Origin of the sequence: Flavobacterium rhizophilum (assembly GCF_046000485.1) — a bacterium.
Classification (GTDB): Bacteria; Bacteroidota; Bacteroidia; order Flavobacteriales; family Flavobacteriaceae; genus Flavobacterium; species Flavobacterium rhizophilum.
Genome location: NZ_JBELQB010000003.1, coordinates 282,407 through 299,121, shown reverse-complemented (window position 1 = coordinate 299,121; position 16,715 = coordinate 282,407). Strand labels below are relative to the sequence as shown.

Below are 16,715 nucleotides of genomic sequence, written 5' to 3'. Positions count from 1 at the left end.
CAGAATGACATGCAGTACTCATAAAGAGATTGCTTTGTTCCTCGCAATGACGGAGTGTACTGTCATTTCGATACGGAGTGAAAATGGAGTGAGAAATCTAACCCATATACAAAGAGATTTCTCCACAGGGTCGAAATGGAAATGAGATTCTTCCTTTCGTCAGAATGACATGCAGTACTCATAAAGAGATTGCTTTGTTCCTCGCAATGACGGAGTGTACTGTCATTTCGATACGGAGTGAAAATGGAGTGAGAAATCTAACCCATATACAAAGAGATTTCTCCACAGGGTCGAAATGGAAATGAGATTCTTCCTTTCGTCAGAATGACATGCAGTACTCATAAAGAGATTGCTTCGTTCCTCGCAATGACGGAGTGTATTGTCATTTCGATACGGAGTGAAAATGGAGTGAGAAATCTAATCAAAATACAAAGAGATTTCTCCATAAGGTCGAAATGCAAAGAGATTCTTCCTTTCGTAAGAATGACATACAGAACTTGTAATACATTGCTTCGTTCCTCGCAATGACGGAGTGGTATTATAACAGACTACTAAAACAAAACCCCTTAGCTTCCACTAAGGGGTTTCTCTATTTTTAAGATTTAGATATTTCGGCTACACTGCGTTTCGCTCAATATGGCAGAGAGATTAATTCCCGAAGAATTCAATTTTCATAGTACCTCCGGCAACCGAAGCTACTTTTGCATATACTTTATCTTTCTTTACTTTTTTGTAAAGGTCTTTATCTTTTATTACAGCAATTTGATTCTGCTTTGAAGTGTCCTGCTTGGCATACACCAGCACGGTTGTACCATCGGGCTGAGGTACCATTTCCAGTTTATCGGCATAACGTAGTCCGAATTTCTCTACAAGTTCCCGTAGGTTTGCACTGTATTCCGGTTTGTTATCGGGTTTTATATAGCTTGAATTTCTTTTGCTCCACTCGCGGGAGATGAAGTAAATTACAATAGCAGCTCCCATTACTACAAAAAGTTCCATAATTATAAATTTTCCCAAATGTAAAAATTAAGGGAATACAATAAAGAAAAAAGTGTTGGATTTTAATTTCTTTACGCTACAGAGCCCAAAGCCGATTGCTTACCCTAATATTAGCACTCCTGCTGTCGTTGCGAGCGTAATGCAATGAAGCGTGGCAATCTCACTACAGATTGCTTCGTGCCTCGCAATGACATAACGCGTTGTCATTTCGATATGGAATGAAATGGAATGAGAAATCTAATCCATATACAAAGAGATTTCTCCACAAGGTCGAAATGGAAATAAGATTCTTCCTGTTGTCGAAATGACATACAGAACCTACTAATTAGATTGCTTCGTGCCTCGCAATGACAATAGCAGCTTTGTCCTTTTGTTCTGGCAAATAAAAAAGCTTAAAACAAAAAAACCCTTAGATTTCTCTAAGGGTTTCTATTTAGGGGTGAATGATGGGTCTCGAACCCACGACCTTCGGAACCACAATCCGACGCTCTAACCAACTGAGCTACAATCACCATCTGTTTTGCGAGTGCAAATATAGTATAGCTCTACGTTTCCTGCAAATAAATATACAAAAAAAATTGCACTTTTTTACACTAAATCACTTAAGCTATTGACAGCCACATACCTTTCAACCGTAAAGCCTTCGGCATATTCGCTGTTTATTAGCCTTCCTAAGTCCTGCGCGCGGTACAAAATGCTTTCTTTAAAGTTTTTTGTAGCAATTGGTGTAACCGGTTCGTCACTGTTTGGATCATAAAACTGCGACTTATATGCCATAAGCGAAGCTACTTTTGTGTCCATAAATCCGGTAACATCCACAACAAAATCAGGCGTAATATTTTTCCATTGTATGTAGTGGTATACAAGTTTAGGCCTGTAAGCCTGCTGAGGTTCGCCGTTAAGCTGGGTTTCTATTTTGCGAAGTCCCGAAAGGAAACACGCATCACTTACCAGTTTACTACCCTTACCGTGGTCTATATGGCGGTCATCTACTGCATTGCAAATCACGATTTCAGGCTGGTACTTACGAATCATTTTAATAACCTCAAGCTGGTGTTTTTCGTCATTTACAAAAAATCCGTCACGAAAACGCAGATTCTCCCTTACAGAAACCCCTAAAATTTTTGCCGCTTCGGCAGCCTCTTCATCACGAATTTCGGCAGTACCGCGTGTACCCAGTTCGCCACGGGTTAAGTCAACAATACCAACGGTTTTACCTAGGGAAATTTCTTTTGCTACGGTTGCCCCACAGCTTAGCTCCACATCATCTGGATGGGCGCCAAATACAAGTATATCGAGTTTCATTCTTACTATTTTGAGTAGTGCAAAGATACGGACTTTGGTTTATATAAAGGGATTGTTAGAGTATTCAGTCGCAGTAAGCGGTAGATTGCTTTGTACCTAGCAATGACAATAATAGCTCTGTCCTTTTGTCTTGACACAAAAGAACTAAAAAGTCAAGGCTAAGACTCCTTTAGCTAAAAATTATGTCACTCGGCTAAACCATCCGAACTCGGCTATAGCCTCAAACAGCGGATGCTTTTTTACACCTCGTTTATAATTTTCTTACGCTACGGAGCCTAATGCCGTTTGCTTACTCTATTGTTGTCATTCTGATTGCAGTAATAGCGGAATGAAGAATCTAAATAAAAGAAGACTTCTCCTTTCGTCGAAAGGAACTGTACTCATTAGCATAGTGCTTCGTAACTAGCAAGAACAATAATAGCTCTGTCCTTTTGTCTTGACACAAAAGAACTAAAAAGTCAAGGCTAAGACTCCTTTAGCTAAAAATTATGTCACTCGGCTAAACCATCCGAACTCGGCTATAGCCTCAAACAGCGGATGCTTTTTTACACCTCGTTTATAATTTTCTTACGCTACGGAGCCTAATGCCGTTTGCTTACTCTATTGTTGTCATTCTGATTGCAGTAATAGCGGAATGAAGAATCTAATCTAGATGCAAAGAGATTCTTCCTATCGTCAGAATGACAAATCAACTGAATACTAATCAAAGTACCCTTCGCATAGTCATACTCTTGTTAACTGTTTCTATAAACTCATTTTCCGGGTTACTGTCTTTTGTTATACCGCAACCTATAAACAACTGGGCTACATTACCATTTACCTTCATACAGCGCAGGTTCACAAACAAATCGGTTTGAGCATGTTTTCCTGTTGCAAAATCACGGTTTAACTCCCCAAGGAAACCCGAATAATATTCGCGGTCGTACCCCTCGTTATCCAGTATAAACTGTTTGGCCCGGGTTTTAGGCAGTCCGCATACCGCAGGTGTTGGATGCAGGGTTTGCAGTACTTCCTTTAAAAGGGAAACCTCTTTAAGCTCTGCCGAAATATCGGTTTTAATATGTACTATATTACCCGCACTAAAGGTGTAGGGCTGAGTAGTAGTAATCTGATTAGTGTAATCTTTAAGCTCGTTTAAAATAAAGTCGGTCACAAACTGTTGTTCCTCCTTCTCTTTATTTTCCCAAACGGCCTCTTCCCCTTCCTTATAAAGCTGGGTTCCGGCAAGGGCTACGGTATGTATGGTATGGTTTTGTGCTTTAAGTAACTGCTCTGGTGTTGCCCCCATCCATAGTCCGCTTACAGGATGGAAAAACATATACTTAAACGCATTAGGATAAGCATACAGCAGGTTTTGGTATACCTTGGTAATATCGGTTACCGAAAGCTGAGCCATTTCACTACGCGATGCTACCAGTTTACCAAACTCACCTTTTTTTATAGCGTTTACACATCGGGTAACCAAATCTTCAAAGCACGACTTAGCCTCGGGATTTATTGCTACAGGCTGAGGTTCGGCCGGAGCAAACCCGTTAGCCTCTATCGTTACCGTTATCACATCACTTTGCTCCATTGGGATAAACAGGTATTTATCACCCTCAAACGGGGCGAACACAAAGCCCTGTTGGGTAAAGTCGGTAAGATAATACTCCTCTATATTCGTCTGGAAAATCCCGGTTACGGTATCACTGCCCGGTTTGCTATATACAGCAAACGGACGCTGCTCCTGCAACTGGTTTTGTATTTTTAAAAGTAGATTGGTCATCTTATAATATATTCGTGGATTTGATTATTTTATATACCCATGCTCCTCTCAGGAAGAGAAACTCACACATGTACTCAAATAACCAGATAGCCGAATTAACAAATTATCGTTTTCTTGGCAAAATCATATTAGTAATCTTGCAAAGCGAAACAAGGCGCCCCTGCTCATCGGTTATTTTAACTTCCCATAAATGCAGGCTCCTACCTTGGTGTACTATTCTTGCCGTACCGGTTACCACTCCGTCTCGCTTGGCACGCACATGGTTGGCACTAATTTCTATACCTCTTGCCTCCTGCAGTTCAGGATTCACAAACAGTAATGATGCCGCACTTCCTACACTTTCTGCCAGTGCTACCGTGGCTCCTCCATGCAATAGTCCCATTGGCTGGTGTACGCTTGGGTTAACCGGCATTTTGGCTTCCAAAAAGCCTTCGCCAGCATCGGTATAAACTATATTAAGGGTTTCCATTAAGGTATTTTTCGCAAAATCGTTGCACATTTTTAGTGCCTTTTCTTTATCAAATGCCATGTATACTAATTTAAAGGGTAAAGTTACGAAAAGCCCTGTACAGTTAGATAAAAGACATGAGATAATAGAATACAGAGTGTTTTAAATACTGATTTTTAAATTTTGTACGGATTACCCGTAAACTAAATGATAATTTTCCCCGTTTAGTATACAGCCGCTTTTTTACTTTTTAAATTAATGCTACATTTACCAAAAATTGTTATTTATGCGCTATAGCTTACTATTGTTTTTCTTTGGTGTATTTGTGCTTACGTTTACCTCATGCCGTGATGATTTTGAGTTTGAACCAAGCCAGGGCGGACTGGAGTTTTCCAGGGACACCGTGTATCTTGATACAGTATTTACCAACATTGGATCCAGTACCTATACACTAAAAGTATACAACCGTGGCGATAAAGATATTAGCATACCTACCCTAACCCTTGGACAGGGAGAGGATTCCAAATACCGACTAATGGTCGACGGGGTTCCCGGTCGTGTGTTTAACAACGTAGAGCTTATGGCTCACGACAGTATGTTTGTTTTTGTGGAAACGACCATAAATTACGAGGAATTTGTTAATACCGAAAATACCTTTTTATACACCGATCAGATAGAGTTTCACAGTACACAAATGGCTCCGCAAAAAGTAGAGCTTGTAACACTGGTACAGGATGCTGTGTTTTTATACCCTCAGCGTAATGACGAGGGCATGTATGAAAGTATTCCGGTTAGTGAAACCGACGATACCCAGATTTATGGTTTTAACCTTAATGAACAGGAAAACGGCAATGAACTGATTTGGACGGATGCTAAGCCTTATGTAATATATGGTTATGCAGCTGTACCTAACGGAAAAACACTTAATGTAAGGAAAGGTGCACATATACATTTTCATGACAACTCCGGCCTTATTGTACGTAATGATGCCCGCCTTAATATTGGTAGCCTAAACGACCCGGCAACAGAAGGCAATACTGTAATTATTGAAGGGGATCGCCTTGAGCCTGATTTTGCGGATATACCGGGGCAATGGGGAGCAATTTGGTTACAGGAAGGCTCTACAACAAACATTTGTAATGTAATCATTAAAAACTCAACCGTAGGTATCCTGGCCGAAGGCAATAACGGAACAGCTATATCACTAAGACTTCGAAATACCCAAATATATAATTCTACTAACGTAGGACTCCTTTCACGTAACTCTACAATATACGGAGAAAATGTTGTAATAAACTCTGCCGGACAGGCTGCTTTTGCAGGTACACTAGGCGGTATATACCAATTTAGACACTGTACCTTTGCCAATTACTTTAACAGCTTTAATCAGGTACCTGTACTTTTAAGTGATTATTTAGAAACAGAAGATGCTATTTTGGTAAACAACTTTAATGCAAGCTTTGAAAACTGTATAATGTATGGTTCATCAAACTTCGGTATATTGTTTGACCGTGTAGGCGATTTGCCTTTTGAATACACGTTTACCAATTGCTTCATCAAATTTATAGATAACACTAATCGATTTACAAACGACCCTATGTACAACTTTGGTAACCAGTCATTATTTACAGGCTGTACCATAGCCCAAAACAGTACTACCTACAAGCCGTTTTTTGAAGACCCAAATAATAACAAACTGAACATTAGTGATGAGTCGGCTGCAAATGGGTTAGGAAAACCTTCGGTAGCAGCTATAGTACCTAATGACATAGTACAAACCCAAAGAAACCTTGCCGCACCTGATTCCGGCGCTTACGAGAGTACGGTTTTCGAGGAAGATTAACACATATTTATAATAAATCATATTATTTTTCATAATTTTGTTAAACAACTCACAAAAACAAACAATTATGAAAAAAATCTTTTTTACCCTTTCAGCGGTAGCCGTATGCTTTGCTTCGTGCAAAAAAGAACAAAAGATGGATTCGGAAGAACCTATGATGAAAGATACGGTTCCTACCGAAGAACCGGCACCAATGGCTGAGATGGACTCTGCTACTGTAGCAAATGCCTGGATGGAATATATGACTCCGGGTGAAGCACACAAGATGATGGCAAATGAAGAAGGTAATTGGAACTGCGATATGACTTTTTGGATGGGCCCCGATGCACCACCACAGAAAGAAACTTCGAGCTGTGAAATTAAAATGATACTTGACGGACGTTATCAGCAATCTACCTACACCGGCAATATGATGGGAATGCCGTTTGAAGGTATTTCAACAGTTGCTTATGATAATGCAACAAACGAATATGTCTCTACATGGATTGACAACATGGGCACAGGTATGATGGTAATGAGAGGAACCTTTAATGGCAATACCAGAACCACTACCTTGAATGGTACTATGGTGGACCCTGTTACAAAAACAGTGAAAGAAGTGCGTGAGCTATATGACATAGTTGATGAGAACACACGTAAAATGCAAATGTTTGAAACCCCAAAAGGCGGTAAGAAATACAAAAGCATGGAAATTATACTTACAAGAAAATAATCTTTATTTTTTAGAATTATTCCCCCGAATAATTTTAAATCCCCAATCCCGCCCGAAAACGGCGGGATTTTTTCATGAATTATATTCATCTTATTACGGAATACCGTAATAAAATAATCATAAAATCGATTAAGTGTAGGTAAATTCGGTTAAAAAGTGTTAATTTTTTTACTATTATTCAAGCAACAATACCTAAATTTACTAAAAATCAAATCATACCCCATAATGAGTGATCCGGGAACATCATTTTTATTCCTGTGCAGAAAAATGTATTTTGACGGTTATACCCCATCAAACAAAAATCTATACCCTTCAGAAAACTACCAAACACTTTGTAACTTAGCCCAGCAACTTATTGCTAAAAGAGGTAACGAAGGTTTTGCATTATACTTTTGTGAATCTCAATATCTCGTAGATTTATGGGCTGCCCATTTTATACTTGAATACGGACGGCCTTCTGACATCATGAAAACAAGGGCATTGTATGTGATAAACAAGTATGCTCAAATGTCGATTAAAATAAAACTGGCTCAGGAAGAAAAAGCCTGGCTAAAGGAAAACGGGTATGCTTAAAACTACAGGTATCCCGCGCCACCTCTCACTTTGCTGAAAAGCTCACACTAAAATCACCCAAATAAGTATTATTAAATTATCATATTTTTATTATTTAATAACAAGCACAGTAGTTTTTTAAAAATATTATATGTTAATTTGGCGTTAACATAAAAAAACAAACAATAATCATTAATTAGTAGTTATTTGACAAAACAGATAACTGCCTAATTTTTTTAATCCTTTCTGTACCCTACCTGCAGTTATTAATACCACATGTACTTATGAAATCATACACATTACAGCAAATAAATGATATTATTAATGGTGTAATTGAAGGAAGCACAACTAACGAAGTAACCTCTCCTGAACAGCTGGAACTGGCTAACGCTAACCAGATAACATTTATTGGTAATAAAAAGTATGAAAAACTATGGGAAGGCTCTAATGCCTGTATAGCTGTAGTTAATAAAGATATATCTATACAACCCGGAGATAACAGGGCTTTTATTAAAGTAAATAATGCCGACTTAGCGATGTCACAAATACTGGAACTGTTTGCTTCGGCTCCACCGTGTTTTGAGAAAGACATACATCCTACTGCCACTATACACCCTAGCGCAAACATAGGTAGTAATGTAAAAATAGGTGCAGGCTGTTATATAGGTGCTAATGTAACCATTGGTGATAATGCTATTATTTATCCTAATGTAACCGTACTTGATGAGAGTACTATAGGTAATGGTACAACAATATGGTCGGGCACAGTGGTACGTGAGCGTTGTATAATAGGTGCTCTTTGCATTTTACACCCTAACTGTACTATTGGTGCCGATGGGTTTGGGTTTAGGCCATGCCCGCAACAGGGATTGGTAAAAATTCCTCAAATAGGTAATGTTGTTATAGGTAACAAGGTAGAAATTGGTGCGGGATCGTGCGTGGATCGCGGTAAGTTTAGCTCTACCATTATTGGCGACGGTTGTAAAATTGACAACTTAGTACAAATAGGCCACAACAGTGTTATGGGACGTTTTTGTATTATGGCAGGAAATAGCGGACTAGCAGGATCGGTTACACTTGGTGACGGAGTGGTTATAGGAGGAAGTGCTTCTATTAAAGACCACGTTACCATAGGCAGCGGTGCTGTTGTAGGAGCCGGTTCGGGCGTTACGGGTGATGTTGCTGCCGGGAAAACCGTTTTAGGCTACCCTGCTGTTGATGGAAGAGTAGCACTTAAACAATGGGCTATCCTTAAAAGAATGGCCACTTCATAAACTACCTTTTTTTAGACTTCTTTTTTACTAACGGATGGTTTAGTCCGTTTACAATGTTTTTAAGTATTTCATATTTAGGAAGGTTGTCAAACAATTGCGTGAGCGTTTTAAAGCCAAAAGCCCTGGGGTCAAAACTGGGATCTATTTTTCTTAGGTTAGACCCTATGGTTGCAATATAGGCTTCCTCATCCTCATTTATGGAAATATCAAAAGCCTTGTCAATGATAGCGGTGCTTATAGCCGGTTTTGGTTTAAGCTTTGCTCTGGCTTTTGCTGTAGCTGTTTTTGCAGGTTCATCTTCCTCATCCTCTGCAATTACTGCCGAAATATTTTCGGTATAGGTAAAAATCTCGCACGATTGTACAAAGGCTACCGGGGTTTGCTTTTGCCCTATCCCCATAACAAAAACGCCGTCTTCCCTTATTCTTTTTGCAAGCCCTGTATAATCACTATCGCTTGACACGATACAGAATCCCTCAACATTCTTACTGTGTAGTATATCCATAGCATCTATAATCAGCGAACTGTCGGTTGAGTTTTTGCCCGATGTATAGGCAAATTTCTGTACAGGATTAAACGAATATTGGTTAATAACCTCTTTCCATCCGTTCATTTGCGGAGTAGTCCAGTCTCCATATATTCTTCTTATAGTTGCTTTACCGTATTTAGAAACTTCTTCTATAATAGCCTGTATCAGTTTCGGTTGGGCATTATCGCCATCTATAAGTACGGCTATATTAAATTTGTTATCCATATTTATCAATTGATTAAACAGTATTTTAACGAAACAATATATTTATCCGCATATAATACTTCAATAAAGATAGGTAACATATATCGGTTTACTCTCCTTTATCATAAAGTTTTCGTTATACACTAAAAGCGAAGCCATTATTCGCTGTAATTCAATTAAATAACTTATATTTGTATCAATCCTGAATCTTAAATGATAGTTTTTGTTTAGGCATACGATTAAAGAAAAAAACTATCGTGAGACGGCATACTCTACAAATTTGCTTTAACCCCACTCTTTTTCAAAAGCAAATTATTATGAAAATCTCAATTTTTTCTATCTCCGTTTTAGGAGTAATTATCAGTATATTCACTCTTTTTACAGGAGTAAACTATTCGCAAAATCTAAATAACTGGATTCATTTTAGCCTCGTTATTATTTTACTATTAATAAGTATTATAGGGACAGTACTAAACTTTGAAGGTATTAGCATTTACCGAAACCGTGTTAGGTTAAGGTAATTAGTATAAACTATATTTATAACTTCTATTTAAAAAGATACTTTGGTGACGGATAAGATTTATTTTCGTCACCAAGGGAAACATATACCGTAAGAGTATCTCCTTGAACATGATTAACCAAAAAGTTAATGGGAAGCATAGCCTCTCCGGTTAGCTTAGTGCCGTTTTTAGAAAGATAATGGTAATTTACAGCTGCTTTTCTTTTAGCTAAAAGAAAGAAACCCGATGACACAGGTGCTAAATCATATATAGTAGCTTCACGTTCCTTTCCGTTTTTATATATCCTGTAAATTTTAAGTCCCGGTATCATCCCTATTACAAGCAAAATGATTCCGACCAAAGGAAAAATAAAGAAAATATAAAACACTTTATAAGGAAAAACAAACGGCTCCAGTCCTACTATGGCAGACTGCCCTTTGTATACTTTTATCACTACAGGCTCATGTATTTTAATCTTATCGTTTGAAAATGCATTATGCATATCATTTAAGTCAAATGTTTCAAACTTGTCGTGTACCACCTGTCCGTTATCTTTATAAGAATAGAATATTAAAATCGGATTCTCACTATTAATAGTGACATTGGTTTTAATAGTCATTCTATCTACAACTGCTTCTTTTTCGGTGCCTTTGCTGTAAATAAGCTCGTGGTCATATTTTTGGTATGGCTCTATAAACGATGAAACCATCATAAATGTTGGTACCATTACTACAATAGACAATAGGGTAAAAATAGCTCCTAAGAGAAATAATTTATTACCTTTTACAAGTTTAAAAAATAACGGAAAGCCTATTTGGGTTTGCATGTTGAGGTGTGTTTGTTTAGTGGTGCGAAAGTAAAAATTCTGCATAGAATACACAAAGCCTAACCACATTAATACAATACACCTAATTAGCCTTTGAGATTGTTACGTCGTTCCTCCTCACAATGACAGTGGATCCAGAACTTAAAACACTGTAACTACCCTACTCCAAATCAACAAAAAACCAAATATACAAATAGGCATTTATGGTATTGCCAGTTATGGAAAATTAGATTAATTTTGCGTTTTCAACAACGTAACTACTTTTTCTAATGATCCATTTCTTCGGAAACCAGACGAATACCGTTTTTGCAGTACAAACGCAAGGCGAACTTTCTACAGAGGATATTTCAAAACTGAACTGGCTTTTTGGCAACGCACATAAGATAGAGAAATCCGTGCTGACGGATTTTTTTGTTGGGCCACGCGCCACAATGATAACGCCATGGAGCACCAATGCCGTAGAGATTACTCAAAACATGGGTATACAGGGTATTGTAAGGATTGAAGAGTTTGAAAAAACTACAGAAGACAATACTGATTTTGACCCTATGCTTTCGCAAAAGTATAACGGACTTAATCAGGATATTTATACCATAAACATACAGCCGGAACCTATACTGGAAATTACAGATATAGCGGCTTACAACGAAAAAGAAGGACTGGCACTTAGCCCTGATGAGGTTGAGTATCTTGAAAACCTTGCTACAAAACTGGGCCGTAAACTTACGGATTCAGAAGTGTTTGGTTTCTCTCAGGTGAATTCAGAGCACTGCCGTCACAAAATATTTAACGGTACGTTTGTAATAGACGGTGAGGAAAAGCCATCATCTCTATTTAAACTTATCAAAAAAACATCGCAGGAAAACCCTAACGATATCGTTTCGGCTTACAAGGACAACGTAGCCTTTATAAAAGGTCCACGTGTGCAGCAGTTTGCTCCAAAAACTGCTGATAAGCCCGATTTTTATGACGTTAAGGAATTTGACTCGGTTATATCTATAAAAGCAGAAACGCACAACTTCCCTACTACAGTAGAGCCGTTTAACGGTGCTGCAACCGGTAGTGGTGGTGAAATTCGTGACAGGCTGGCTGGCGGACAGGGTTCACTTCCGTTAGCAGGTACAGCAGTGTATATGACCTCGTACTCTCGCCTTGAGGAAAATCGCCCTTGGGAAAACGGTATGGAAGAGCGTAAATGGCTTTACCAAACCCCAATGGACATCCTTATAAAAGCATCAAACGGTGCATCTGACTTTGGTAACAAATTCGGGCAACCGCTTATCTCGGGTTCAGTACTAACATTTGAACATGAAGAAGATGCACGCAAACTTGGTTTCGATAAAGTAATCATGCTTGCAGGTGGTATCGGGTACGGTAAGGAGAGCCAGTCAATAAAACAAAAACCGCAAACAGGCGATAAAGTAGTTATACTTGGTGGTGAAAACTACCGCATTGGTATGGGTGGTGCTGCGGTATCATCTGCCGATACGGGAGAATTCAGCTCGGGTATCGAACTTAACGCCATACAGCGTTCTAACCCTGAGATGCAAAAACGTGCTGCAAACGCCGTGAGAGGTCTTGTGGAGAGCGACGAAAATCCAATTGTTTCTATTCACGATCACGGTGCGGGCGGACACTTAAACTGTCTGTCAGAACTTGTTGAGGAAACAGGAGGTAAAATAGATTTAGACAAACTGCCTGTGGGTGACCCTACCCTTTCGGCTAAAGAAATAATAGGTAACGAGTCGCAGGAACGTATGGGACTTGTTATAGGACAAAAAGATATTGATACCCTTAAACGTATTGCCGATCGTGAGCGTTCGCCAATGTATGCTGTGGGTGATGTAACGGGTGACCATAGGTTTACATTTGAGTCGGCTACCACAGGGGCTAAGCCAATGGACTTTGCTCTGGAAGATATGTTTGGCTCATCACCTAAAACAATAATGACCGATAAAACGGTTGAAGCGAAATATGCTAACCCTGAGTACACTCAGGAAAACATTCACAACTACCTTAACCAGGTACTTCAGCTTGAGGCTGTAGCTTGTAAAGACTGGTTAACCAACAAAGTTGACCGTTGTGTGGGCGGACGTGTTGCTAAACAGCAAACTGCCGGACCTATACAATTACCGCTTAACAACGTGGGTGTTATGGCACTTGACTTTGCAGGTAAGGAAGGTATTGCAACCTCTATAGGACACTCACCTGTTGCTGCCCTTGCCGATGCTGCTGCCGGTAGCCGTACTGCTATTGCAGAGGCTTTAAGTAACATTGTTTGGGCTCCGCTTAAAGACGGACTTAAAAGTGTATCGCTTTCGGCAAACTGGATGTGGGCCTGTAAAAACGAAGGTGAAGATGCAAGGCTTTATGATGCTGTAGAGGCATGTAGCGACTTTGCTATCCAGCTGGGTATTAACATCCCTACCGGTAAAGACTCTTTATCAATGAAACAAAAGTACCCTAACGGCGATGTTATCGCTCCGGGTACTGTGATTATATCGGCTGCAGGTAACTGTAACGACATTAACAAGGTAGTAGAACCTGTACTTAAAAAGAACGGCGGAAACATTTACTACATTAACCTATCAGGCGATGCATTTAAGCTTGGAGGTTCGTCGTTTGCACAGGTACTTAATAAAGTAGGTAACGATGTTCCTACTATTAAGGATGCTGCCAAATTCAAAACAGCTTTCAATACTATACAGGAACTTATCAAGAATGGTAAAATTGCTGCCGGACACGATATAGGTAGTGGTGGTTTAATTACTACGCTTCTTGAAATGAGCTTTACTGAGGTGAACCTTGGTGCTGAATATGACCTTACTGCCCTTAACGAAGCCGATACGGTTAAAGCCCTGTTTAACGAGAACATTGCGCTTGTTATACAGGCAGATGCAGCTGTAGAGGCAGAACTTGCTAAAAACGGTGTAGACTTTACCCTTATAGGTAAGCCTGCAGAAGGTGCTGTGGTTACCGTTAAAAACGGCGAAAGCAACCTTAGCTTTAATGTAAGCGAGGCTAGGGATACATGGTACAAAACATCGTACCTGCTAGACCAGAAACAAAGTGGAAAAGTAAAAGCGCAGGAGCGTTTTGACAATTATAAAAACCAACCGTTAACCTATAGCTTCCCTAGCCATTTTGATGGTAAAAAAGTAGCTATAGACAGCAGCAAGCCAAGACCAAAAGCGGCTATTATTCGTGAAAAGGGTTCGAACTCTGAGCGCGAAATGGCAAACGCTATGTACCTTGCCGGATTTGATGTTAAGGACGTACACATGACCGACCTTATCTCCGGTCGTGAAACACTTGAGGATATTCAGTTTATTGGTGCTGTGGGTGGTTTCTCTAATTCAGATGTACTTGGCTCGGCTAAAGGATGGGCTGGTGCTTTCCTTTACAACGAAAAGGCTAAAACGGCTTTAGAGAACTTCTTTAAGCGTGAAGATACCCTGTCGGTAGGTATTTGTAACGGTTGTCAGCTTTTCGTTGAGCTTGGGCTTATAAACCCTGATCATGAGAACAAACCAAAAATGCTTCACAACGACAGCCACAAACACGAAAGTGCGTTTACATCGGTTACCGTACAGGAAAACACATCGGTAATGCTTTCTACCCTAGCCGGTAGTACGCTGGGTGTTTGGATTTCGCATGGTGAAGGTAAGTTTAACCTGCCTTATGGCGAAGACCAGTATAATATTGTTGCCAAGTATGGTTACGAAGGTTATCCTGCAAACCCTAACGGATCGAGCTATAATGTAGCAATGATGGCTAGCAACGACGGTCGTCACCTGGTAATGATGCCACACATTGAGCGTTCTATGTTCCAGTGGAACTGGGCTTACTACCCTGAAGGTCGCGAAGATGAGGTTACGCCTTGGCACGAAGCATTTGTTAATGCCCGTAAGTGGATTGAGAACAAATAATAAGACGTTTAGAATATAGACGCCAGATAATAGACCAAGAGCCCCGCAAGTTGCGGGGCTTTTTTTATGGGTTATGTTAAAATAAAAATGTTAAATTAGTGGACGTAACTTTAAACACCTTACAAAATGAAACCTTTAGTTTGGATCAATGAAATCGAATTTAATGATGGTACAAAAATTCCATTATCTAAAAATGATATTATTGTATTTGTTGGACCTAATAATTCAGGAAAGAGTCTTTCATTGAAAGAAATTGAAAAAACTACAAGTCACCTCAATTACGAAACAAACAAAGTCATAAAAAAAGTAACATTTTCAAAAGAGGGCTCTGAAGAAGAATTAATTTTATATATAGAAAAAGATTCAATAAAAGGAAATGAGGGACAGCTTCTAGGATATCAATTTTCATTAAATAATAATAATATTAAATATTACTGGTCTAATGTTCTTTCGCTAGGTCTACAAGATTTAAAAAGTTACTTTTTAAATCTCTTATCAACTGAAAGAAGATTAGCAGCTGCTAACCCACCTCGGGCTATTGCATTAACTTCAGAACCACCTTCACACCCTATACATATTCTACAAAAAAATGATGAATTAGAAGAAGTTTTTAGTAACTATTTCAAACAGGCTTTTGGAACTGATTTAATAGTTCACAGAAATGCGGGTAATCAAGTTCCTTTATATGTAGGAAAAAAACCTATTCCTGAACAAGGAAAAGATAGAGTTTCTACATCTTATTTAAAAGAACTAGAAAAATTAGATTTATTACATCTTCAGGGTGATGGGATGAGAAGCTTTGTAGGAGTTTTATTAAATGCTTTTATTTCGACATATTCTATTTTATTAATTGATGAACCCGAGGCTTTCTTACATCCTCCACAAGCTCGATTATTAGGAAAAATGATATCTAAAAATATGTCCTCTGAAAGACAAACATTTCTATCAACTCATAGTGAAAGCTTCCTTAAAGGTTTATTAGATACTGATTCAAAAAATTTAAAAGTAGTTCGATTACAAAGGGAGGGAAATATAAACAAAGTTAGTCTCTTAGATAATACCGATATTAATACTATTTGGAGCGACTCACTTTTAAGACACTCAAATATATTGGATGGTCTTTTTCATTCCAAAGTAGTAATTTGTGAAAGCGATTCTGATTCCAGATTTTTTTCTTCAATACTCAGTTCACAATTTGAAGACACCAATCAAATTTCACCTGATATATTATTTATAAATGTGGGAGGAAAACATAGAATTCCAGTTGCTATTAAAGCTCTTAAAAATTTAAATGTTCCAATAAGTGTGGTATCAGATTTTGATGTACTTAATAATATCCATCCTCTAAAAGCAATTTATGAAGATTTAGACGGTAATTGGAATGAAATTAAATCAGACTGGGAATTAGTTAAATCAGAAATTGAAAGGAAAAGACCTGAATTTCTAACAATGGAAGCTAAAGAGGAAATAGAAAATATCCTAGAAGGAATAACAGATAGAATTTTTCCGAAGGAAAAAGTTAGAGAAATTCAGCAAGTATTCAAAAAAGCCTCACCTTGGACAGAAGCTAAAGCTGTAGGAAAAGCATTTATTCCTAGTGGTAATGCTACGCAAGCATTTGAACGTTTACAATTAAAATTTAAAGATAAAGGATTATTTATAGTTGAAGTTGGAGAATTAGAAGGTTTTGTAAGAAGTGTAGGCAATCATGGTCCAAAATGGATAAATGAGGTACTAATCAAAGATCAAAAAAATGATCCTGAACTAGAAATTGCACGCCAATTTATAAAACAAATTATATAAAATTACTCCCCTGCTGGCGCGAGCGT

At 38.6% G+C, this 16,715-nt stretch carries 13 protein-coding genes and 1 tRNA gene; 7 read left to right on the top strand and 7 right to left on the bottom strand.

The genetic code is table 11. The annotated features are described in order from the left end of the window. Positions 1-648: 648 nt before the first annotated feature. The 5 genes from ABS768_RS05425 to ABS768_RS05405 all read right to left on the bottom strand — a co-directional run bounded on the left by ABS768_RS05425 (position 649) and on the right by ABS768_RS05405 (position 4,598). Positions 649-999 carry a hypothetical protein gene (locus tag ABS768_RS05425; protein WP_408073957.1) on the bottom strand — a complete coding sequence of 117 codons (351 nt, stop codon included), beginning with the start codon at positions 997-999 and terminating at the stop codon, positions 649-651. A 437-nt stretch (positions 1,000-1,436) separates the two neighbouring features. Then, a tRNA-His gene (locus ABS768_RS05420) sits at positions 1,437-1,512 on the bottom strand. A gap of 75 nt (positions 1,513-1,587) precedes the next feature. Continuing rightward, entirely contained in the window at positions 1,588-2,304 is a 717-nt protein-coding gene (bshB1, locus tag ABS768_RS05415) for a bacillithiol biosynthesis deacetylase BshB1 (RefSeq protein WP_408073956.1), read from the bottom strand. Between the two features lie 703 nt (positions 2,305-3,007). Continuing rightward, a complete protein-coding gene (locus ABS768_RS05410; protein ID WP_408073955.1) occupies positions 3,008-4,069 on the bottom strand; it encodes a chorismate-binding protein in 1,062 nt (353 codons plus the stop codon). A gap of 103 nt (positions 4,070-4,172) precedes the next feature. Next, a complete protein-coding gene (locus ABS768_RS05405; RefSeq protein WP_408073954.1) occupies positions 4,173-4,598 on the bottom strand; it encodes a PaaI family thioesterase in 426 nt (141 codons plus the stop codon). A gap of 205 nt (positions 4,599-4,803) precedes the next feature. On the opposite strand from ABS768_RS05405, the gene ABS768_RS05400 reads away from it, so the two are divergent. From ABS768_RS05400 to lpxD, 4 genes are all read left to right on the top strand, one after another. After that, positions 4,804-6,360 (top strand): hypothetical protein, encoded by a 1,557-nt coding sequence (locus ABS768_RS05400; protein ID WP_408073953.1) that lies wholly within the window; start codon positions 4,804-4,806, stop codon positions 6,358-6,360. Between the two features lie 67 nt (positions 6,361-6,427). Further along, complete coding sequence (locus ABS768_RS05395) at positions 6,428-7,072, top strand: DUF1579 domain-containing protein (protein ID WP_408073952.1); 645 nt, start codon at positions 6,428-6,430, stop codon at positions 7,070-7,072. A 225-nt stretch (positions 7,073-7,297) separates the two neighbouring features. Continuing rightward, a complete protein-coding gene (locus ABS768_RS05390) occupies positions 7,298-7,645 on the top strand; it encodes a hypothetical protein (protein ID WP_408073951.1) in 348 nt (115 codons plus the stop codon). 263 nt (positions 7,646-7,908) lie between these two features. Next, a complete protein-coding gene (gene lpxD / locus ABS768_RS05385) occupies positions 7,909-8,898 on the top strand; it encodes a UDP-3-O-(3-hydroxymyristoyl)glucosamine N-acyltransferase (RefSeq protein ID WP_408073950.1) in 990 nt (329 codons plus the stop codon). Between the two features lies 1 nt (position 8,899). On the opposite strand, the gene ABS768_RS05380 is transcribed toward lpxD, so the two are convergent. Next, on the bottom strand, positions 8,900-9,652 hold the full coding sequence (locus ABS768_RS05380; RefSeq protein ID WP_408073949.1) for an NYN domain-containing protein: 753 nt from the start codon (positions 9,650-9,652) through the stop codon (positions 8,900-8,902). Between the two features lie 296 nt (positions 9,653-9,948). Between ABS768_RS05380 and ABS768_RS05375 the strand changes: the two genes are divergently transcribed. After that, positions 9,949-10,152, top strand: coding sequence for a hypothetical protein (locus tag ABS768_RS05375; protein ID WP_408073948.1), 204 nt, complete (start codon positions 9,949-9,951; stop codon positions 10,150-10,152). 25 nt (positions 10,153-10,177) lie between these two features. Here ABS768_RS05375 and ABS768_RS05370 read toward each other — a convergent pair whose 3' ends face one another. Then, positions 10,178-10,957: a hypothetical protein gene (locus tag ABS768_RS05370; protein WP_408073947.1), complete on the bottom strand. Its 780-nt coding sequence runs from the start codon at positions 10,955-10,957 to the stop codon at positions 10,178-10,180. A gap of 269 nt (positions 10,958-11,226) precedes the next feature. Between ABS768_RS05370 and purL the strand changes: the two genes are divergently transcribed. Together purL and ABS768_RS05360 are read left to right on the top strand one after the other, a co-directional pair. Next, positions 11,227-14,886, top strand: a complete 3,660-nt coding sequence (purL, locus tag ABS768_RS05365) for a phosphoribosylformylglycinamidine synthase (protein WP_408073946.1) — start codon at positions 11,227-11,229, stop codon at positions 14,884-14,886. Positions 14,887-15,012: 126 nt separating this feature from the next. Continuing rightward, positions 15,013-16,689, top strand: a complete 1,677-nt coding sequence (locus ABS768_RS05360; protein WP_408073945.1) for an ATP-dependent nuclease — start codon at positions 15,013-15,015, stop codon at positions 16,687-16,689. Positions 16,690-16,715 lie beyond the last annotated feature (26 nt).

What these genes read in the sequence shown, in the direction of transcription:
- ABS768_RS05405 (WP_408073954.1), bottom strand. Translation starts at nt 4,598, where the DNA reads ATGGCATTTGATAAAGAAAAGGCACTAAAAATGTGCAACGATTTTGCG.
- ABS768_RS05390 (WP_408073951.1), top strand. Translation starts at nt 7,298, where the DNA reads ATGAGTGATCCGGGAACATCATTTTTATTCCTGTGCAGAAAAATGTAT.
- bshB1 (WP_408073956.1), bottom strand. Translation starts at nt 2,304, where the DNA reads ATGAAACTCGATATACTTGTATTTGGCGCCCATCCAGATGATGTGGAG.
- purL (WP_408073946.1), top strand. Translation starts at nt 11,227, where the DNA reads ATGATCCATTTCTTCGGAAACCAGACGAATACCGTTTTTGCAGTACAA.
- ABS768_RS05410 (WP_408073955.1), bottom strand. Translation starts at nt 4,069, where the DNA reads ATGACCAATCTACTTTTAAAAATACAAAACCAGTTGCAGGAGCAGCGT.
- ABS768_RS05395 (WP_408073952.1), top strand. Translation starts at nt 6,428, where the DNA reads ATGAAAAAAATCTTTTTTACCCTTTCAGCGGTAGCCGTATGCTTTGCT.
- ABS768_RS05375 (WP_408073948.1), top strand. Translation starts at nt 9,949, where the DNA reads ATGAAAATCTCAATTTTTTCTATCTCCGTTTTAGGAGTAATTATCAGT.
- ABS768_RS05380 (WP_408073949.1), bottom strand. Translation starts at nt 9,652, where the DNA reads ATGGATAACAAATTTAATATAGCCGTACTTATAGATGGCGATAATGCC.
- ABS768_RS05370 (WP_408073947.1), bottom strand. Translation starts at nt 10,957, where the DNA reads ATGCAAACCCAAATAGGCTTTCCGTTATTTTTTAAACTTGTAAAAGGT.
- lpxD (WP_408073950.1), top strand. Translation starts at nt 7,909, where the DNA reads ATGAAATCATACACATTACAGCAAATAAATGATATTATTAATGGTGTA.
- ABS768_RS05360 (WP_408073945.1), top strand. Translation starts at nt 15,013, where the DNA reads ATGAAACCTTTAGTTTGGATCAATGAAATCGAATTTAATGATGGTACA.
- ABS768_RS05400 (WP_408073953.1), top strand. Translation starts at nt 4,804, where the DNA reads ATGCGCTATAGCTTACTATTGTTTTTCTTTGGTGTATTTGTGCTTACG.
- ABS768_RS05425 (WP_408073957.1), bottom strand. Translation starts at nt 999, where the DNA reads ATGGAACTTTTTGTAGTAATGGGAGCTGCTATTGTAATTTACTTCATC.